Below are 20,546 nucleotides of genomic sequence, written 5' to 3' on the forward strand. Positions count from 1 at the left end.
CTGAATTGGGTATAAGTAAATTCCGATGTACAGAGAAAGAACAATGGAAGCCTGATAGCTCTTGATGGTCTCTTGCTTTAATGCCCTTACCCTCGGTTTCGGTGTTGATTAAACGCGAGTAGCTTTTCAATAAACAGATTGACGGGAGCACTGCTTTTTCGATTGGATTGGCGAAGTATTGAGATCGGCCGACGTGTCTCTGCGTCCTTAATTTTTATGCGTTTTAATATGCCACGCTCAACTTCTTCATTGACGGTTGCGGCAGGGACAATGGCAATACCGAGTTCGGCTTCTACGGCTTTTTTAAGCGTGTAGATATTGTTATGCGTCATTCGGATGTCCACAGTTGTCCGTGTGCTTTCCAGCAATTTATCAATGGCAATGCGCGTGGGGATTTTCTCACCAAACGTAATAAATGCCTCATTATGAACTTGTTGAAGTGACACCGCTTTTTTATGACTGATCCAGTGCTTATTTCCGGCAATGAGTACCAACTCATCCTCGGCATAGGGTATGGCTTCAATGCCTGGCTGTGAGTGAGGATAGGCGACAATGCCGACATCAATTCTTTCTTTGTGGATTTCTTGATAGATCTCATCACTATGCCTGTATTCAAGATGAACAATCACTTTAGGATACATTTTCATGAATGCGGCGAGGAAGTCTCCTAGCTCATACATTCCGACACTATGAATGGCTGCCACTCTCACGTGACCTTCAAGCACGCCTTGTGAAAAATCAGCCCTTACTTTGATGTTCTCGCAGAGCCTAATAATCTCTTTCACATCTTCCAATATGATTAAACCTTCCGGCGTTAATTCAGTGGTTTGAGATGTTCTCGAGAACAATTGTTGGCCAAGAGCGTGCTCCAGTTTCTTAATGTGGACGCTGACGGCTGGTTGGCTGATGTGATTAAGCTTTGCCACTTTAACAAAACTTAGTTCGCGCGCTAACTCATTGAAAAGCTTTAACTGGGTGAGATTCATAAAGATAACTTTTCGTTATTAAACCTATAGATTAATAACATTTAAGTTACATGTTTAACTATTGCATAATTAAGTTTGTTAATGATTTTCTTAGAAATTAGACGTTCTGAATGTTACGAGACGGATGATGGATTGAACCTGATGGTGGAGGGAAATAATGACACAGATACAAACGCTTTCTCTGGAAAGAAATGCAGCTTCAAACATGGATATCAATAATAAAGAGCCGTTTAATTTTGACCTCAACAAAAAAGAAAAACAATTGGCGTGGAATGCCGACGGTCACTACCCGTATAAAAAGAAAATGAATGTTGTTGAGTACGAGAAACACAAGCATGAATTACAAATTGAGTTATTAAAGATGCAAGGTTGGGTTAAAGACACCAATCAGAGAATTGTGATCTTGTTTGAAGGGAGAGATGCTGCAGGGAAAGGTGGCACAATAAAGCGGTTTATGGAGCATCTTAACCCTCGTGGTGCACATGTTATCGCGTTGGAAAAGCCCAATGCACGAGAGCGAAACCAGTGGTATTTCCAACGCTACATAAAACATTTACCCACCAAGGGTGAAATCATCTTGTTTGACCGCTCATGGTACAACCGCGCAGGCGTTGAAAAAGTCATGGGTTTTTGTGATGACACTGAATATTTAGAGTTTTTGAGACAAGCTCCAGAGCTAGAGCGCATGCTGGCAAACAGCGGCATCAAGCTGTTCAAGTACTGGTTTTCGGTAAGTCGTGAAGAGCAATTTAGACGGTTTAAATCACGAAAATCTGACCCGCTGAAGCAGTGGAAATTGAGCCCTGTAGATCTTGCATCTTTGTCTAAATGGGATGATTACTCTGCCGCGAAAGACACCATGATGTTCCATACCAACACCAAAGATGCCCCTTGGACAGTGATCCTTTCGGACGATAAAAAACGGGGGAGAATTAACTGTATGCGTCACTTCCTGAGTCAGCTTGAGTACCCAGGTAAAGATCATGAACTCGTGAATAAAGTTGACACACAAATTGCAAAAGCGCCCTAAACAAGGAGTAGGTATGGGAAAGGTCAATATTAAGAAGCTTCAGCTAGATGTTCAATTGTGCCAAGACGAAGCAAAGAAAGCGTCTGAAGGCGTTCTGTCTGCAAAGGCGCAACTAAAGCATGCAGAGGAGGCTATCCGAAGTTCAGAAAAGAAAGATAAGAAGTGCGGGAAAAAACTAAAGAAAGCCAAGGCGAGATTGAAAGAAGCGCAATCTCTTGATGTTGCAAAGAAACAAGCGTCGAAGAAGTCTGCGATTAAAAAGGCTAAGAAGATCAGCAAAAAACACAAGAAGTAGCGTTTCTTGATCGCCAGTTATCTCTGGCGATAGGAACGAAAAAGGCCGATCCATCGGCCTTTTGATTGGATATTTCACAAGACATTTGGTGCTATGCAGGCTTCGATTCGTCTTGGTTTTTCTGTTAAAGCAATCGGGTTATTGTTGTCGATCGAAATATTCATATAATCAATCAGATAGGGTAATTCAGAGTTAATTGTTCCATATGTTGGAAAGTTAGCCACTTCCCATATATCATTTTGGCTTAGATTTTTTGCCAATATTAGCCTTATTTATGCCGTTCGAAATACGCCCCTTCCATCTAAGCGATTTGCCGTCGCTATATAAAATCTGTTTGTTAACGGCTGACAATGGTCAAGACGCCAGTTCGCTGTATCAAAGTGATGAATTAGTCGGACATTTTTTTTCAGCGCCCTACGCGATAATGAATCCTGACATGTGCTTCATTGCCACGCGCAACGGAGAACCTTGCGGTTATATCGTGGGTACAGAAAACTCTAAGCGGTTTTCAGAGCGCTGCGAAAGTGAGTGGTTGCCGGCTCTGCGCGAACGATACGCTCTAGAACATTACAAAGGGCAGTCTGCAAGTGACTGGGTTGTAAATAAGATCCACGAGGGCAATGCGCCTCGGCCTGAGTTTGATAGATATCCTGCCCATTTTCACATCAATTGTTTGCCAGAAACGCAAGGGTTTGGTTTGGGGAAAAAGTTGATGATGGCGTTGATAGAGCGTCTAACGGCTTCAAAAGTGTCAGGCGTTCATCTTGAGGTATCAACGGTGAATACAGGCGCAATCAAATTCTACGAAAAACTTGGGTTCCAAAAGATTGCGACGTTTGAACATTCTTTGGGGTATGGAATGTCGCTGAATTCGTAATTCGCTGAATGACATCGCGGGTTTTTAGGCTGCAGAGTATGAAATTCACGAATGTCTGAGAAACAATAAAAGGCCGATTTCTCGGCCTTTTGATTGTGCGTTTTATAATAATTTTGCGTTATGCAGGCTTCAATTCGTCTTGGTTTTCTTCTTCTAGTCGCTTACGTTCGCGCATTAGATCATCGAAAACCATACGTGCTTGCTGGGCAGACTCAGACGCTTGAAGTTTATGCTCTTTGGCTGCCATGGCTTCGTCTGTTAAGCGTTGGATTTCGTCCAATTGCTCTTGAGGCGCGTCGCCAAGCTCCATGCCAGATTCGCCTTGTGAAAGGGCTGTGGCACGAATTTCTTTCTTCAGGTTCCAAATTGCGTTCAGTTTTTCACGCTCTTCTTCTGCCGCGGCAACTGCTTCATCTTTCAGGCTCTCAAACTTAGCCATCGCCATGCCTTCTTTTGACCATGGGTCAACGTCTGGGAACTCTTCAATGTTGATAACAGGGTCGATGTAACCTTCTTGGTGAGAAAGGTCGAGGGTCGCCGCTTTCACGCCTGAAATCATTAACATCACAGCAATAACCAGTAGTGGTAAACCACCGACAATAGCTGCTGTTTGTAGCGTCGCAAGGCCGCCCATGAACATCAGTACCGATGGCATGAATGACAGGGTGAATGCCCAGAACAGACGGTTCCAACGCATTGGGTCTTCAGTTACGTTGTTCTGAACCACAGAAGCCAGAATGAACGAGATGGAGTCAAACGTTGTTGCGGTGAAGATAATACACAGTACGGTGAATACCGCGATCACCACGGTGCTCATCGGCAATGTTTCAAGAATTGAGAAGATGGCGCGAGTCGGGCCTTCAGAGTTCAGGATGCTCACCACATCAAGCTGACCAGACAGTTGCAGCGACAGACCGTAGTTACCCAAGATCATGAAGTACAGTGCACAGCCTAGTGAACCGAAGAAGATAGAACCTGACACCATTTGCTTGATGGTACGACCGCGTGAAATACGCGCAACGAACAAGCCCATGCTTGGTGCAAACACTAGCCACCATGCCCAGTAGAAGATGGTCCAATCTTGTGGGAAGTGTGTATCCTCAAACGTACCGTAACCGCCGAATGGTTCTGCCCATGTTGCCATGATGAAGAAGTTAGACAGCATGCGACCGATTGAATCTAGGCCGGTTTCCAGCATGAATAGAGTTGGACCCGCGAACAGTACGAACGCAAGCAGACCTAATGCACCCCAGAAGTTGATGTTACTCAGTACCTTGATGCCTTCATCCATACCTTTGTAAGACGAGTAAGCAAACAGCGCCGTACATAGCAACAACACACCGATTTGTGAGGTCGTTGAAGAAGGAATGCCGAATAGGTAGCTGATACCTTCGTTGATCAGCGGCGCTGCAAGACCAAGCGTGGTTGCTGCACCACCAAGTAGACCAAAGATGAACAGTACATCGATAAGTTTACCGGTTTTACCGTGGCTGCGTGCTTCACCGATCACTGGCATTAGGGCTGCTGATACTTTCAATACGGGTTGCTTACGCACATAGAAGAAGTAAGCAATCGGAATCGCGGGGATCAGGTAGATGGACCATGCAATTGGACCCCAGTGGAAAATACCGTAAGTCGCTGCCCAACGTACTGCTTCTTCACTGCCAGCCTGTAATTGGAAAGGCGGATTTTGGTAGTAGTAAGCCCACTCGATCGTACCCCAGTAAAGGATACTTGCACCGATACCACCACAGAACAGCATGGCTGCCCATGAACCCGTAGCAAATTCAGGCTTTTCGTCAGCATCACCAAGTTTGATTTGGCCAATGTCGCTGAAAACGATGTAGACCATGAAAAAGAAGGCGGCGATGCCAAGTCCAAGATAAAGGAAACCGAGTTTGTCGGTCATAAATGTTTTTGCAATCGCTATCCATTCTGCGCCTTGGGTAGGCCAAATGAGAAGTGGGATGATCACGGAAAAGAGGAGCCCTAACGCGCCAAAAAAGGTTGGCTTGTCGATGAGCTGAAAGTGGCGTCCCATATGTTGTATCTCTCCATTAATATGTAAACCAATGGAATTGTCATGTTTATGACGCTACGCATCAATTCGCGCTGTTTGTGCTTATAAGCATAAAATTTCATAATAATGATGGCGTGAATAAGAGGTCGGCTTTTTTGTCTATCGGTGAATGTGATGGGGTGTGAATTTGATGGGAGTAGTTAACGAAAGTCGGTGAATTAATAAGGTTTTATTACGAATCGAATATGTATTTAGAGATTGAGCGAATTTTTGGCTCAGTCGTTTAGTTGTGTAACGATTTTTTTTAGATTTGCGGCGTTAGCCGATTCAATAGCCGTATAAACGAATTGAGCGCCTGCATTTGTGTACAAAAGCAGGCGCTCAATGTGACAAGGTGTTTGTTAGCAGGCCAACGGAACGCGTTGGTTATGCGATTTTTTCTGCCTGCATTAGGCGGTATTGGACCATGTCTTCAATGGTGAGTACTGGCATATCGTGCTTTGCGCCGAATGCAATGATCTCGGGCGTTTTTGCCATCGAGCCATCTTCGTTTTGCACTTCACATAACACACCTGCAGGTGACAACCCCGCCATTTGCATCAAATCAATGGTGCCTTCTGTGTGACCACGACGTGTCAAAACGCCGCCGTTACGTGCACGAAGAGGGAATACATGTCCAGGGCGTGCCAAATCAGACGGCTGTGCATTTGGGTTGGCCGCGGTTTTGATTGTAGTTACACGGTCAGCGGCTGAAACACCGGTGGTGACGCCCACTTTTGCTTCGATAGAAACCGTGAATGCGGTTTGGTTGGCGCTGTTGTTATCCACCACCATTGGGTTGAGTTCAAGTTTGTCAGCTTGTGCTTCTGGCAGGCATAGACAAACGATGCCGCTGCATTCACGGATCATTAATGCCATTTGTTGATGGGTGAGGTGATCGACAGAATAGATGATGTCACCTTCATTCTCACGGTCTTCGTCGTCGAGTAGCAATACGCCTTTACCTTGGCGAAGTGCTTCTAGCGCAGCTTCAACGCGTTGAAATGGGGTGCCTAATGGAGCAAGTAGCGAAGTGTGTGTCTGATTCATGGTAACTCCTATAATACGTACCAGAATCAGGGCATAGATGAGCGGTATTCGAGTGTTCGAATACGCACAATTCACCGATAAGCAGGTGCTGAAAACAGCCACTTAATGGGTAAACATATCATCCTCTTTCATCCGGACTCTAACCGTCGGCCTTGGCATCTCACCAAGTCTGCTGACCCCGAACTAGGTTCGGGCGCTCGCGGGCTCGTCAATAATTTTCACTGACATACCGCCGGTGGGGAATTTCGCCCCGCCCTGAGAATAATTAATTTGTGATGTTCTGATTGTTCAGAACACGCTGAGTTTACTGTGTTTCTCGCTAAAAAGGGAAGAGGGGCGGGTGCGAGTGTTTAAAGAATGATCACGCTTCAGCGGATTTTTCTCGTGATTTTGCATCCTTTAGACTGTTTGACGATGAGCTGCCTCTTACAAAGAAAGGTGGCGAAGATACTCATTTGGGGTGCAACCTCTGACACGTTTGAAGGCTTTGATGAAGCTCTGCGGATGGGTGTAGCCGAGTAATTTTGCTATGTGGTCTGGGGCATAACCTTTGAGTAGGTAACGCACGGCGATATTATTTAGCACATACGCCACGATACTGGTAAACGAGAACCCAAGCTTTTGTAGGCGGCGTTGGAGTTGCTGAGGCGAAAGCGCCAGTAGATTCGCCACTTGTTCTACCGTCGGCATGCCGTAATAACGCGCGTAATTCACCACTTCGTAAAGCGCTTTGGTGGGATCATCCCGTTGCGGCATGTTAACCAAATCATCCAGTTCGTTTAGGGACAATACCGCTTCTCGATTTTGCTCTACCGAGGCAGTGTGCTCCAGTAATAACAGCTTGGTATCAAACCATACTTCGGTTTGCTCACACCCTGTAACCACCTGACACCCAAACCATGCTTCTGCTTCTTTCACATCAATGTTTGAGCCTGCAAGGCGAACCATTAGGGGGGAATAGGACGAGGGTTTAGTCTTTTCTTGCTGTTGCAAGTGATTAGTAGGGACGGAGACATCAACATTGGGCGAAGAGAACTGGCGCAATACTTGTGTAAACATGATAGCGACACGCAATGCATCCACATCTGTTACATCTTCCGTAAACGCATTGTGATAACACCATTTGAGAATATGACCTGATTGGCGCCCTACATAGTGGCCGCTCGAATGAAAACAACTCATACCGTAATTGATGCGTCGGAATGTGATGGACAGATCGGGTGAGGCGGTTAACCAGTTGGCGCAAACATCAATGTTTGTCACATCGAGGAAGGAGGCAATCTTAAAGGGAAAATGTCTATCCCCCGTTAACGCAATAATTGAACGTAACCAGCAGTTAATTTCGGAATGGGGGATCAGCGCCATGTCGTCGGCGTATAGGGCGTGAGGAATACCGAGCTGTGTAATGTCGAGTCGATATACCTGCATAACGCCTTTGAGAAGCGGTTTGATATACGCCATTCGGCAAAAAGTAATGTCAATCATGCGCTGCCATGAAACTGGATAGATTCAATCAATATACACGAATTAGTGAATCAATCGTTCCTAAATGTTGCACAAAAGAGACATTGATGTAACTATCTGTTCTCTTGTTATTTCTTGGAGACAGTGATGAGCCTATTGGCGACACCTTTTGTTGATGCTTCAACGGATACTGTGCTGCATGTTGTGGCAGCAGTGGTTTTAGTGGGTTCCGTTTGCGCCATTGCGTTCGGGTTTTGGAAAATTCACGAACTGCCCGTTAGCAAGGCAAAGAAAAAGAAACATCAGCAGATGGGGCTGATCACGGCACTCACGTGGATAGGCTTTTTGTGGCACTGGGTCTGGGTGGTGGCGGTCATTGTTGCCTTTGTAGATAGTGATCAAGCGCTTCGTCGCATTCGAGATATTTGGCGTGAACCTACGAAGGCACCTAATGATGAACAGAAAGATCCTGCTATCGAGGAAGCTTCTGCAAATCAAAACGTCCATTTGGAAGGTGGCAATCAAGATCTGAGTAAAGAGGAGAAAACCAATGCTTGAAGGTTTAGCGGTATGGGCGTTGTTTATCTATCTCCTTCGCATGGTAGGTATGCCTTGGAACTTATATAGCAAACTGTTCGCCTACATTGGTGGCGGAGCATGGTTGTTGTTCGTTTGGATTGGATTGCTGAATTACACGCCAATGGATTTATCGGGAGGCTCTGTCGTTCAATCTCCTCATATTCAGCTTCGTCCAGGGTCTAGCCAAGTGCGCGGCAACGTTGATGAGATTTTCGTTACACCAAACCAAGAAGTGAAAAAAGGACAATTGGTGTATTCGATAGAAGATGAGCCTTATCAGATTGCACTTAATCGTGCCATTGTCGCGGAGAACTCTGCACTAGTGGCCCTAGATGTATCCAAGCAAGACGTCACGTTGACAGAGCAACAGTATCAAGCGACAAAAGCTGATTTGAATGTTCTAGAAAGCCAAATGATTGCAGCGCAGGAAGATGCCAAGTGGAAAGTGAGCCAACTTAATCGTTACCTAGAACAAAACAAGAAAGCCCCTAACACGGTGGCCACGTCTGTATTGGATGAGCAGCGTAACAAAGTGCAATTGGCGAAGTCTCAAGTTAGCACATTACAAACACAGATTGAAAAAGCGAAAATTGGTGTTGAATATGCCCGATTGAGCCAAGAGAAATCGGAGCTTGCTGTTGATGCTAAGCGTGCTGAATTGGACAATGCGGTTGAGGCGGTGTCTCAAGCGCAATGGAATTTGGAACAAACTCAAGTGACTGCACCTGCTGACGGTTACGTGACTAACTTCATCATGCGAGAAGGTCAATATGTGGGTGTGTTACCGCGCTTACATATGTATACCGATGAAAAATATGTATTGATGCGAGTGAATCACCAAGCGATTCGTAATGTGAAAGTGGGACAATACGCAGAATTTGCGAGCCCTGTGTATCCGGGCAAGATCTTCCAAGCCGAAGTGGAAGGCATTGTGGAGGCGACGGGTGAGTCACAAGGTAAATTGCTGGCGCTAGAAGAAGGTGTTCGAGTCACGACAGGTTCAAACTTGATGAACAAACACCATTTCGTTCGCTTGAAGTTGGAAGAGCCAGAAGGTTATGACATTCCCGTGGGAGCAGTCGGGTTGGCATGGGTGTCGGGTGAAAAGCCTATCGCCTTTATGAGTTTTCTTGATGTGGTGCGTGGCATCATCATCCGAATGAAAGCACAACTCTACTTCATACACTCGGTGTAACGAAAACCGAACACAGCAACAAATCCGAAAAGGCCCGAAAGGGCCTTTTTTCTTGCCCTTGCTACGACAGCGGCGTATTAAGTTAGCCAATCTTTAACTGCACCAAAACAATACCAGTTATAAGTAGCCAACAGGGCGGGGAAAAAATGAGTGTGGCAGGGCAATCACCAAAGGGACTAAAAGCGATCGCAACGCTGGAAGCGTTCAAGGGGATTCTTTCTTTGGTTGTAGGTTTTGCGTTGCATGAGCTTGGAGGGAAAGAAATCCAGCATCTCTGCGAAGCCTTGCTTCAGCATTTACATCTCAATCCCGCCAGTGAAATTCCAAGTGTGATCATGCATTCGGTGAACGAAATTAACGATAAGAATCTAACGCTTGTGGCGCTAGGCTCAGTGTTGTATGCCTCGATTCGGTTGGTGGAAGCGTTTGGGTTGTGGCGTGGTTATGCGTGGACTGAGTGGTTTGCATTGGCAAGCGGTGCCGTGTACTTGCCGTTTGAAATTTATGCCGTGGCGACGGAAGGTAAGTTGCTCCCTGTCATTGCACTTGTGGTGAATCTTGTGGTTGTCGGATATATGTCGATTGTGATTGCGCAACGACGAAAGGAAAAACGCGCAATTTCGTAACCGTTTACGCTTGGGCGCTAAGGCTTTGGTGGAGCATCAGGGCTTGGTTTTTGCGGTGTTGGTGACGGCTTGTTTGCCGCTTTTTGCTTCGCCAGTGAGCGTTGTAACAACTGGCTATATAGCGGTTTACCTCCTACCACTTGAGCGGTCATGGTTGCGCCTAATGTAGTAATGAGCAAGGGGAGAATGAGCTCATAGTTATGGGTTAATTCTATGACTAAGAGAATACCGGTGATAGGAGCGCGAACGGTAGCCGCAAAGAGAGCGCCCATACCAGCGACAGCAAACATGCCTGCTGTAATTTCCATGCTGGGAAAAAGGTGCATAGAAAGCATACCAAACCCTGTGCCGAACAAGGTACCTAACGCCAGCATAGGTGCAAAAACACCGCCGGGAGCTCCTGAGCCAAAACAGATGAGGGTTGTGATAAGGCGAGCCATAAACAACAGTGCCAGCATTGAGAGTGCGAAGTTGCCATTGACAGAGTTTGGAATGAGTTCGACGCCTTCCCCCGTCAGTTTCGGCAGTAGAAGTAGCATGACCCCAAAGCTAGCCCCCAGAAGCGCGCCAATCCCTACAAATCGTCTTGTTTTATGCTGGTGAAGACGTTCGAAGCCATCCATGGTGATGATAACCAAMCGATTGAAAATGACCCCGACAAAACCAAATATCAGCCCTAAGAGTAAAAACAGCGCCAAGGCAGTTAAAGGTACATCGGAGTGCGCAGGTAAAGGGATCATCGCGCCTTGACCTTGAAGGCTGCGATAGACCACCGTGGCGGCGATTGCAGCGATCATCACGGCTTTAATCGATATCAGGTTGTACTTGAACTGTGGCCGCATTTCTTCGACAACAAACATAATGCCCGCCAAAGGCGCATTGAAAGCGGCGGCTAAACCTGCCGCTGCACCAGAAGCCACCAAGGTATGTCGGCCTTCGTCATCGTTAATGCGGAAAAGGTCAGTGAGCATTCGGCCGACACTTGCCCCCATCTGAACAGAAGGCCCTTCTCGGCCTAGAACTAAACCCGCGCCGATAGTGCCGATACCACCGAAAAATTTCACGGGTATCACTCGCCACCATCGGACAGGTTTGAGGTTATCTAATGCGCCTTCAATTTCTGGAATGCCTGAGCCAGCGGCTTCGGGGGCAAATCGTTTCACCAAGAAAAAACCGAACGCGGATAACAACGCACTGGTGATAACCACGACAGCGATAGTGAGAGCACTCACGCCACCTTCGGTTTTCACCCAAGTCGATCGTCCATTCACTAGCCAATCGATCACAATATCGAATGCTGTACAAAGCAGGCCAGCGATGATGCCAACAATGGTAGATAGTAGAAGCACCGAAATAGGGTTTTGGTGATAAGAAATAAATCGGCGTATCGTCTTGGTGGGTTGCTCGGTGGGTTGAGTGTTCATCGAGTCAGTAGGGATGCGCTCAATGAGTTCCGGGTCCATGTTAGCTTGCTGTTTATCAACAGCCTTTTTTTCGTCAGAGTTTGAAGTCATTGCACATGTCCAAGCGATCTATCTCTTTCCCAGCGTAGAAGAGTTCACGACAAAGGCGTTTGCAGAAAATGATACAAAATACAATCAGGGCATTAAGTCATCACAAAATGCCCAAATGGTCGATGATGAGAATTGTCGTGCAGATACTTCTCCACAACACACAACACACAACACACAACACCAAACCTTACAGCTCGATATTAATATCTCCAGACAAGGTCGAAGAACAGGCTAAAACATAACCTTGTGCAATCTCTTCTTCCGTCAGGGTTTCTTGGCTGGTGGATGCAACATGTCCTGCGGACACTTTGCATTTACATGAGCCACAAACACCGCTGCGACACGCCACAATGATTGGCAAACCTGCGCCTTCCAGAACATCGGCCAGTGTTTGGCCTTGTTGCGTTTCAACGGTCTGTCCAAACGCGGGAATGTGAACCTGAACGCCAGATTCGACGGGCGCTATGTCTGTGTGTTCGGCTGAGTTTTCTGGAGCAGATTGAGGTATCACACTTTCAATAGTCGGCGAGAAGCTTTCTTCATGAAAGTGTGCCAAATCGACGCCTTCTGCGACTAAATAGCGGCGAACATCGGCCATAAAGGAGACTGGGCCACATAAATACACCGAGCGAGAATGAAGATCTGGCACCAGTTGCGTTAGCCATGCTCGGTTCAATCGCCCTTGCGGGTGCTGGGTATTGCCCGCATCTTTGAGCAAGAGTTTCAGCGAAAAATTGTCGTGCAATGCATTTAACGTCTCAAGCTGATCTAAGTAGATGGTTTGCGCTTTGTCTTTTGCAACATGAAGAAAATCAATCTCAATGTCTTGCTGAGTTTGAAGCCAAAATGTCGCCATAGAATAGACTGGCGTAATACCGCAACCTGCGCTTACCAGCAATACTTTGGTTTTCTCACCAAGGTTTTTCTTTGGCGGAAAATCGATGCAGTTAAATTCCCCTGCGGGTTTGAGGACAGACACGGTATCGCCAATGTTGAGATGATCAACGATATGGTTAGACACAAGCCCGTTGTCGACCCGTTTAATGGTGAGTTGCAGATGATCTTCACCCGGCACTGAACTTAGGGAGTAAGCGCGATATTGAGTCTTTCCGTTTATCTCTGCACCTAGTGAAACAAATTGTCCCGGCTTAAACGTGTATGTTGTGGGTTGAGAAGGCACAGTCAGTTTGATGCTAACGGTGTCTGGCGTTTCTTGCCACTTATCCATACACGTCATTTGGACAGCTTGGTGTTGTTGCCACTCATTGAACATAGATCGGTTACCCTAAAAACAAAACAGAAAGAAAAATAGGAAAAATCAGCCCTGACCTGCTGGGAAAGCAGCAAGTAGGGCTGTTGTTGATGATCTCGCGAGATTACGCCGCGAGGATTGTTTTTAGGTCCGCTTCTACGGTTGAGATCGAACGCATGTCGAACTTCTCTTGAATGATGGCAATCAGGTTGTCTGTTAAGAAGGCAGGCGCGGTCGGACCCGTATAAATGCCTTTTACGCCCAGAGCGAACAAGGTCAGCAAAATAACAATCGCTTTTTGTTCGAACCAAGAAAGCACAAGCGTCAGCGGCAATTCGTTGATGTCGCAATCGAACTCTTTCGCCAAGGCTAACGCTAACTGAATAGCAGAGTACGCATCGTTGCATTGGCCCACATCTAATAGACGAGGAATGCCGTTGATATCGCCAAACTGATTTTTGTTGAAACGGAATTTGCCGCAAGCCAGCGTCAGGATCACGGAATCTTCTGGTGCTTGTGCGGTGAAATCTGTGTAGTAACTACGCTCCGATTTGTCGCCATCACAACCGCCCACCAAGAAGAAGTGGCTGATGTTGCCTTTTTTCACTTCATCAATCACCGCAGGTGCTGCGTTCATGAGTGCATTGCGACCAAAACCAACAGTGATCATGTGTTCGATTTCGTCATACTGGAAGCCCGGTTGTGCAAGCGCCGTTTCAATCACCACGCTGAAATCATCGCCTTCTAGGTGCGCAACACCCGGCCAACCCACAATGCTACGAGTGAACAGACGGTCTGCGTATTGACCCACATTAGGATTCAGTAAGCAGTTGGATGTCATCACAATCGCGCCAGGGAAATTAGCAAACTCTTTCTGCTGGTTTTGCCATGCGCCGCCGTAGTTACCTACAAGGTGCGGGTATTTGTTTAGTTCGGGATAACCGTGTGCTGGCAGCATTTCACCATTGGTGTAAACGTTAATGCCTTTCCCTTCGGTTTGTTGCAGGATTTTTTCAAGGTCGTGTAAGTCGTGGCCTGAGACCAAAATGCATTTGCCTTTCACTGGCTTCACGTTCACGTTTGTTGGTGCTGGGTGACCAAAAGTTTGAGTTTCACCCGAGTCCAGCATTTCCATCACGCTGTAGTTCATCAAGCCAATTTTCATCGAGCATTCAAGCAGTGCACCCAAGTCTTCTGGATCTGTGCCTAACCACGACATAATTTCATGATATTCACCATAAATAGCGTTATTGGTTTGGCCTAATACCAGTGCGTGCTCCATGTAGGCGGCTGCACCTTTCAAGCCATATAAGCACAACAAACGCAGACCAATGACATCTTCATGAACGCTGTCTTTACCACGGTTAACAGCAACTTGTGGTGCAAAGGCAAGGATTGCCTCTGCGGTGTCTGGTAATTCGAAACAAGCAACATTTGGCAATTCAGGTAGTGCTTTGTCCGCTATGTGATACGCGGCGCGGACGTGTTGTTCAAGCTGCGCTTTGAAGGCAGACGCTTGGTGTGTTAATTCAAGAATGCGTGCTGGGTCGAAGTTAACGTTGGTGAGGGTGGAGAAGAATGCTTTCGGTGCCCATTGGTTGATTTCATCATTGATGATGTCGAATTCGCGAGCGAGATTTGCCCAGAAAGATACCCCTTGTAATGCGTACACCAACACATCTTGCAGGTCTGATACCTCAGAAGTCTTGCCACACATACCTTGTGCGAACGAGCAGCCTTTGATGGTTGGGGTTTGAATTGTCTGCTCACATTGAATACAGAACATAGTGGGTCTCCAGTGTTTATTGATTTAATTCAATTGATGTACTGGAAATGCAGGGTTTGTGCCAACATTCAAGTTATTGAAATATATAGGAATGGTGGGCAAATTAACTGGCGGGTGATGTATAAAAGACAACGAAGGTGTTGTCTTTTATACATCGAGATTGAAATCGGTCAAGGAAGTGCGTTAACGATTGATCCCAAGCTTCTTGCCCATGCGATAGAGGTTACCTCGATCCATGTGTAAAAATTCAGCAGCTTTTGCCCAAATACCGCCCGTTTTTTCAAGGGTATGGGAAATAAGATCGCGCTGGTAGGTTTCTACCAATTCACGCATACCATGATTTTCTTCAGGGAAATATTGCGATGTGTTTTTGACATCACCATTAACTGCCACCACATCAAAGTGACCCATTTCGATAGTATGGCATTGCTCTTGAATCGTGCGCAGTGCCGCGCGGGTGAGCGTGTGTTCTAATTCACGTACATTCCCCGGCCAAGGTTGTTCTTCTAACATGGCTAAGGCTTTAGCGTGGATGTGAAGGTTTGGCACATTGAACTGGTGTCGAACTTTTTCTAATAAATAGCCTGCCAACACCGGGATATCGCCGTCGCGCTTGCGTAGAGCAGGTACTGCAATCGGGAATACATTCAGGCGATGAAAAAGATCCGCGCGGAAATTGCCTGCGTCGACTTCTTTCTCCAACATACGGTTGGTAGCCGCAACGATACGGACATTCACCAACAAATGTTTATCACTCCCCACACGCTGTAATTCACCTTGTTGGATCACACGCAGTAATTTGGCTTGCAGGACCAGTGGCAATTCACCGACTTCATCGAGAAAAAGCGTACCGCCATCGGCCAACTCAAATTTCCCTGCACGGTTGCTGTTTGCCCCGGTGAATGCGCCTTTGACATGACCAAACAACTCACTTTCGGCTAAGCCTTCAGGTAATGCAGCACAATTCACGTAGATCATCGGCTTGTCGCTGCGGCTGGATTGGGCATGCACACTGTGTGCGACCAACTCTTTCCCTGTACCGGTTTCGCCAGTGATTAATACGGCGTAACCCGATGTCGCGACCGTGGCGATATTGGTACGAAGTTGCTGCATTTCTGGGCTAAATCCAATCATGTCACCTTGCAGCGATCGGGCTTGTTGGATCAGGGTTTCGGTAACAGATTTTTGCTTATTATTTTGCGCTTTGAGCGCGTTCACCAAGCCTATGTTTCGCAGTGTGGCCGCCGCGAGCGCAGCAAAGGTTTCAATGGCCACGGGTTCAATATGATCAAACGCGCCGACGGTTAATGAATCCATGGTTAATGCGCCCACTAACTGACCGTCAACATATAGGCTACATCCCATGCAATCATGCACATCAATAGAGGCATCTTCGGTGAGAAGCACACCATCAAACGGGTCGGGGAGTGGGCTGTTTGTATCAAAGCGAACTGGCTTTTTAGTTGCAACAATGGCTTCAAGGCGCGGGTGCGATTTTGGGAAAAAGCGCCTGCCAAGCACGGCGTTAGATAAACCTTTAACAGCAACGGGTGTTAAGAACCCTTCTTTATCGAAAATAAAGAGGGCGCTAGCATCGCAGGGGAAGACTTGGCTCATTCCCTCAATGAGGTGCTGATATTGCTTTTCGCTAGTGAGATTAGAGCTCAGGTTCAAAGCGATATTGAGCAGCACATGATCCATGTTGGTAGGCATAACGAAAACCATGGTTGGGGCATTCAGCAAGAGTATCAGCTTGATGTTATTTTAACATCGGCGATATAAAATGAATGATGTCTGATTGACGACGATCAATTTCCTAGAAATTTGGGTTATTTTTCGTGGTTCGATACGGATGGGATGCAGAACCCAATGCCTAATGATACGGTGGTGGATAACAACCATAAACGAATAAGGAAATACAATGTTCAGTCATGTAATGCTAGGTGTTGAAGATTTGGAAAAATCCAAGGTGTTTTATGATGCGGTATTAGGTGCATTGGGTTACAGCGAAGGAGTGATGGATCCCAAAGGGCGCTATTTCTACTTTTCGCCTACTGGGGTTTTTGGGATCACAATGCCAATTAATGGTGAGCCCGCAACACATGGCAATGGTAGTACGATTGGTTTTGCTGCGAGCAGTCCAGAGCTTGCTGATGCCTTCCATGAAGCAGGTATTGAAAACGGCGGCACAACCTGCGAAGAGCCTCCCGGTGTAAGAGAGTCATCTATCGCGAATCTTTATCTTGCGTATTTACGCGACCCATCTGGTAATAAAATTTGTGCGACTCATCGTTTGCCAAATTAATATGGGTAAAGGGCAAGATTTTTGCCCTTATTTTTCATCCTGTCTTCTGTCTTCTGTCTTCTGTCTTCTGTCTTCTGTCTTCTGTCTTCTGTCTTCTGTCTTCTGTCTTTTGTTCTGCGTTCACGCCAATAACAAGTTATGACTGCACTGAAACGACCTTGTTTGGTTTGCTATTGGATCAATAAACTCCACAGATTTCGCCAGCAGTTGTAACGGGGCGTTGTAGTTGTCTGCAGAGAATGGCTGCAGTTCTGGGTAGTATTTGTCGTTCAATATTGGCCAACCCAAGGATTGCATGTGAACACGCAATTGGTGGGTTTTACCTGTTACAGGGTGCAGCTCAAACAGCGCCTTCTCGTTGGATTGTTCTAGGCACCGAATCACTGAATGGCTATTGGCATCACCCTCTGTCACCTGCATACGAAAGCGGGGATCTGATTGCACAATACGGTTTTTGACTTCCCATTCTTGACCGACGATATTTTCATTCTCGTTGACGCTAGCAACCGCTTGGTAGGTTTTGTGTATCTGGCGGGTTTCGAATAGATGATGGTAGAGATGGCGTGTCTCTGGGTTAATCGAAAACATCACCAAACCGGCAGTTACCCTGTCCAAACGATGTAACGCCTGCAAGTCCTCTAAGCCCATACTTTTACGTAAGCGATGCTGCAAACATTCATTGACGAACACTCCACCAGGGGTCACGGCAAGAAAGTGAGGTTTATACGCCACTACTATGTGCTCATCTTGAAACAGAATTTTTTCTTCAAAGGGAATACGCGGCTCACTTTCAACTTCGCGGTAATAGCAGATACGTTGCTGCGCTTTAAATGGTGATTTTGCGGTGACGAGCGTACCGTCGTGATAGTGAACTTTGCCGTCACTGACACGTTGTCGCCAAACCTCTGCATCAATAAATGGGAATTTGATGATGAGGTATTCCAAAACCGTTGCGACTCCCGGGTTGGTTTGCGGCAAGCTCAGTGTTGATGGGTATGTTGAAATGGTCATTGGGAATCTTCTGCTCGGCATGGTGGGCGATTATAGAGGATGGCAGCACTTAGCGTAAGAGTATGCATGTCCAACGTATAAAGAATTGTTTAATGGCACTTCTCACACTGAAAACCAATGGTGTTTGGCTACTTGTCATGACTGTTTTCGTCTTGCCATCACCCATATGAAGCAAATCCAACACCCAGAGAACCAAACTTAATGCTTGTCGGAGGGCGGGTATTGCGTTTGAGTCGATCCGCTGCACACTTAAAGGGAATTCATACTCGTTTTCTTATCATTGAAAGCAGTTCTTTGAAGGCATTTAAGGGAATAGCACTCGAGTTTTGCCCATTCATCGAGTACACATCTAATAACAATCACATGGAGTGATGATGACTGAATCAGTACCTACGCTGGTGACATATGCGGTTTTGGGGTGGATGGCGCTCAATGTCATCTTTTATATCTCGGAAAAATGGATGGTGTTTTCTGACATCATTTGGATTTTGCTAGCAGGCATTGCTTATGGCTGGGTGTCGACCAATCCAGACTCAGGTTTGCCGGAACTGGTAATGGACCCTGATGTCGTTCTGTATGTCTTCGTTCCGTTGTTGATCTTCGCATCGACGAAGAAAATGTGTTTGTTCCATTTCAGGCCTATTATTGTGCCCGCGGTGATTGCGGGAACATTCGGTATCGTGGTGAGTATGTTAACCATTGGTTTGGCTATTCACTGGTTATTGGACGTGGCGTTACTGCCTGCATTGTTGTTTGGCGTGATCATCTCAGCAACTGATCCACTTGCGGTGAGTGCGTTGTTCAAGGGCAATGAAAGCATCACTGAAAATCAAAAATTACTGATTGAGGGTGAATCGATCCTCAATGATGGTTTTGTTGTGACCGTAGCAGGTATTCTCGCGTTGCTGATTTTCAGCATGACGAGTTTTAGTGTTGTTGATACCAGTGTGAGTTTTGTTACGCACATCGCTGGCGCATTAATCAGCGGGGCAGTGCTTGGTAGATTGGCGCGTTTTATTCTTCGTTTGATGCACACGTCGCATTACATACTCACTACTAACATTACGCTCGCCCTAGCCTATGGCAGCTTCGTTGTGGCCGAAACCATGCATTTTTCTGGCATTCTCGCGGTGTTTGCAGCGGCACTTGCGTATGGTTACAAGCCAGACAAAGACAGCACAAATCGCCTAGCTGAAGAAAGAGTGTGGGAGTATCTCGATTATGCAGCCAATGCCTTGTTGTTTTTCCTGCTCGGCACCAGCTTCTTCGCGCTTACGGCGAATACCGATTTACCCATTAGCTACGCTCTGCTAGCAGTGGGACTTTTGTTTGGGGGTCGATTTGTGGCGCTTTCAGTGTTGCAGCCAGTCATGCGTGTGGAAGGCATGCGACTGTCGATGAATGAGTTTTGGTTACTGAACTTTTCAGGGGCACGGGGAGCCGTTTCGGTGGCGCTTATCTTGCTATTGCCTGCTGATTTTCAATACCAGTCGCTTTTCTTGTCATTGGCGTTTGTGATGATTCTGTTTTCCTTGCTCGTCTACCCGTTAGTAACGGTTCGAATTTTACGCAAAATGACGAGTTGATAGTCCCGTTTTTCAGCGCTGGTTTTAACGAAAGGCAAACGCATTCACTGTGTTTGCCTTTTTCGTTTTGGATGTTTTTACTTTAAGTGAGTGGCTCACACAATGTTTCGTGGTCTAAATAATCGCCAGTTGAGCATTTTGACTGACTCCTCACCCATGTCTGTATTTTATTGATAAATATAACATTAATTCAAGGTGTTCATATTCGCTCACAGTTATAGCCCAATGATCATTTTGACAACGTGTGTATTATTTGTAAGTCTATTTTTAATTGAACGTTCAATCAAAAAACATTTTGGCTACATTTGTAATCAATAAAAGGAGAGGTCGATGCCAAAAGTAGGGATGCCAGCAATTCGCCGCCCGCAGTTAGTAGAGGCAACCATGTCTGCCATCGACGAAGTCGGTTTGGCAGGAGCCAGTGTTGCTCTGATTAGCCGTAAGGCGGGTGTGTCTGCTGGGATCATTAATCACTACTTTGGCGGCAAGCATGGCTTGCTTGAAGAGACCATGCGCTCAGTGATGCGGGAACTCTCTAAAGGGGTTCAATTGCGATTGTCTATCACCGACCAGAATGACGCTAAAGCACGCATTCTTGCGATTGTTGACGGTAACTTCGATGGTAATCAGGTGAGCAGTAAAGTGACCAAGACTTGGCTCGCCTTTTGGTCTCATGCCATGCACGACCCCACACTGTTTCGCCTCCAACATGTTAACGAAAGACGTTTGCTCTCTCACCTTCGCGTTGAACTCAAAAAGCTCTTGCCACCTGAACGTGCACAATTTGTTGCCCAAGGTATTGCCGCGTTGGTGGATGGTATCTGGCTTCGCGGTGCGTTAAACCCTCAAGGTATCGACACTCGCGCAGCAATCAAAACGATTGAAGATTATCTCGAACGTCAGCTTCACGATTCTCAGCCATAGAAAAGGC

18 protein-coding genes and 1 riboswitch are annotated in these 20,546 nt (G+C 46.4%); of the genes, 9 read left to right on the forward strand and 9 right to left on the reverse strand.

What is annotated here, in order from left to right:
* Nucleotides 1–86: 86 nt before the first annotated feature.
* A complete protein-coding gene (locus L4D06_RS05320) occupies nucleotides 87–986 on the reverse strand; it encodes a LysR family transcriptional regulator (RefSeq protein WP_429738071.1) in 900 nt (299 codons plus the stop codon).
* A gap of 157 nt (nucleotides 987–1,143) precedes the next feature.
* On the opposite strand from L4D06_RS05320, the gene ppk2 reads away from it, so the two are divergent.
* The 3 genes from ppk2 to L4D06_RS05335 all read left to right on the forward strand — a co-directional run bounded on the left by ppk2 (nucleotide 1,144) and on the right by L4D06_RS05335 (nucleotide 3,188).
* A complete protein-coding gene (ppk2, locus tag L4D06_RS05325) occupies nucleotides 1,144–2,016 on the forward strand; it encodes a polyphosphate kinase 2 (protein WP_420791212.1) in 873 nt (290 codons plus the stop codon).
* Nucleotides 2,017–2,029: 13 nt separating this feature from the next.
* Nucleotides 2,030–2,311, forward strand: coding sequence for a hypothetical protein (locus tag L4D06_RS05330; RefSeq protein WP_274164117.1), 282 nt, complete (start codon nucleotides 2,030–2,032; stop codon nucleotides 2,309–2,311).
* Between the two features lie 436 nt (nucleotides 2,312–2,747).
* Entirely contained in the window at nucleotides 2,748–3,188 is a 441-nt protein-coding gene (locus L4D06_RS05335; RefSeq protein ID WP_429738072.1) for a GNAT family N-acetyltransferase, read from the forward strand.
* Nucleotides 3,189–3,306: 118 nt separating this feature from the next.
* On the opposite strand, the gene L4D06_RS05340 is transcribed toward L4D06_RS05335, so the two are convergent.
* The 3 genes from L4D06_RS05340 to L4D06_RS05350 form a co-directional block, all read right to left on the reverse strand.
* The gene (locus tag L4D06_RS05340) at nucleotides 3,307–5,229 is read right to left on the reverse strand and encodes a BCCT family transporter (protein ID WP_274164116.1); all 1,923 of its coding nucleotides are present in this window, start codon (nucleotides 5,227–5,229) and stop codon (nucleotides 3,307–3,309) included.
* A gap of 405 nt (nucleotides 5,230–5,634) precedes the next feature.
* Nucleotides 5,635–6,297, reverse strand: a complete 663-nt coding sequence (ribB, locus tag L4D06_RS05345; protein ID WP_429738073.1) for a 3,4-dihydroxy-2-butanone-4-phosphate synthase — start codon at nucleotides 6,295–6,297, stop codon at nucleotides 5,635–5,637.
* A 116-nt stretch (nucleotides 6,298–6,413) separates the two neighbouring features.
* Nucleotides 6,414–6,564: riboswitch (FMN riboswitch) on the reverse strand.
* Nucleotides 6,565–6,723: 159 nt separating this feature from the next.
* Nucleotides 6,724–7,782 carry a helix-turn-helix domain-containing protein gene (locus L4D06_RS05350; protein WP_429738074.1) on the reverse strand — a complete coding sequence of 353 codons (1,059 nt, stop codon included), beginning with the start codon at nucleotides 7,780–7,782 and terminating at the stop codon, nucleotides 6,724–6,726.
* A 126-nt stretch (nucleotides 7,783–7,908) separates the two neighbouring features.
* On the opposite strand from L4D06_RS05350, the gene L4D06_RS05355 reads away from it, so the two are divergent.
* From L4D06_RS05355 to L4D06_RS05365, 3 genes are all read left to right on the forward strand, one after another.
* On the forward strand, nucleotides 7,909–8,319 hold the full coding sequence (locus L4D06_RS05355; protein ID WP_429738075.1) for an MFS transporter: 411 nt from the start codon (nucleotides 7,909–7,911) through the stop codon (nucleotides 8,317–8,319).
* Nucleotides 8,312–9,535, forward strand: a complete 1,224-nt coding sequence (locus L4D06_RS05360) for an HlyD family secretion protein (RefSeq protein ID WP_274164112.1) — start codon at nucleotides 8,312–8,314, stop codon at nucleotides 9,533–9,535. Before L4D06_RS05355 ends, L4D06_RS05360 begins: the two co-directional genes overlap by 8 nt.
* A 146-nt stretch (nucleotides 9,536–9,681) precedes the next feature.
* Nucleotides 9,682–10,161, forward strand: a complete 480-nt coding sequence (locus L4D06_RS05365) for a DUF2127 domain-containing protein (protein WP_429738076.1) — start codon at nucleotides 9,682–9,684, stop codon at nucleotides 10,159–10,161.
* Nucleotides 10,162–10,178: 17 nt separating this feature from the next.
* Here the strand turns inward: L4D06_RS05365 and clcA are convergent, their stop codons facing one another.
* From clcA to norR, 4 genes are all read right to left on the reverse strand, one after another.
* Entirely contained in the window at nucleotides 10,179–11,585 is a 1,407-nt protein-coding gene (gene clcA / locus L4D06_RS05370; protein ID WP_429738270.1) for a H(+)/Cl(-) exchange transporter ClcA, read from the reverse strand.
* 277 nt (nucleotides 11,586–11,862) lie between these two features.
* Nucleotides 11,863–12,948 (reverse strand): FAD-binding oxidoreductase, encoded by a 1,086-nt coding sequence (locus L4D06_RS05375; RefSeq protein ID WP_429738077.1) that lies wholly within the window; start codon nucleotides 12,946–12,948, stop codon nucleotides 11,863–11,865.
* Nucleotides 12,949–13,051: 103 nt separating this feature from the next.
* Nucleotides 13,052–14,713, reverse strand: a complete 1,662-nt coding sequence (hcp, locus tag L4D06_RS05380; protein WP_429738078.1) for a hydroxylamine reductase — start codon at nucleotides 14,711–14,713, stop codon at nucleotides 13,052–13,054.
* Nucleotides 14,714–14,896: 183 nt separating this feature from the next.
* Nucleotides 14,897–16,426: a nitric oxide reductase transcriptional regulator NorR gene (gene norR / locus L4D06_RS05385; RefSeq protein WP_429738079.1), complete on the reverse strand. Its 1,530-nt coding sequence runs from the start codon at nucleotides 16,424–16,426 to the stop codon at nucleotides 14,897–14,899.
* Nucleotides 16,427–16,634: 208 nt separating this feature from the next.
* On the opposite strand from norR, the gene L4D06_RS05390 reads away from it, so the two are divergent.
* Nucleotides 16,635–17,018: a VOC family protein gene (locus tag L4D06_RS05390; RefSeq protein ID WP_274164106.1), complete on the forward strand. Its 384-nt coding sequence runs from the start codon at nucleotides 16,635–16,637 to the stop codon at nucleotides 17,016–17,018.
* 120 nt (nucleotides 17,019–17,138) lie between these two features.
* On the opposite strand, the gene L4D06_RS05395 is transcribed toward L4D06_RS05390, so the two are convergent.
* A complete protein-coding gene (locus tag L4D06_RS05395; RefSeq protein WP_429738080.1) occupies nucleotides 17,139–18,029 on the reverse strand; it encodes a pseudouridine synthase in 891 nt (296 codons plus the stop codon).
* Nucleotides 18,030–18,403: 374 nt separating this feature from the next.
* On the opposite strand from L4D06_RS05395, the gene L4D06_RS05400 reads away from it, so the two are divergent.
* Together L4D06_RS05400 and betI are read left to right on the forward strand one after the other, a co-directional pair.
* Nucleotides 18,404–19,615 carry a cation:proton antiporter gene (locus L4D06_RS05400; protein WP_429738082.1) on the forward strand — a complete coding sequence of 404 codons (1,212 nt, stop codon included), beginning with the start codon at nucleotides 18,404–18,406 and terminating at the stop codon, nucleotides 19,613–19,615.
* 330 nt (nucleotides 19,616–19,945) lie between these two features.
* On the forward strand, nucleotides 19,946–20,539 hold the full coding sequence (gene betI / locus L4D06_RS05405; protein WP_274164103.1) for a transcriptional regulator BetI: 594 nt from the start codon (nucleotides 19,946–19,948) through the stop codon (nucleotides 20,537–20,539).
* The last annotated feature ends 7 nt before the right edge of the window (nucleotides 20,540–20,546 follow it).

Origin of the sequence: Enterovibrio makurazakiensis (assembly GCF_050336585.1) — a bacterium.
GTDB lineage: Bacteria > Pseudomonadota > Gammaproteobacteria > Enterobacterales > Vibrionaceae > Enterovibrio > Enterovibrio gelatinilyticus.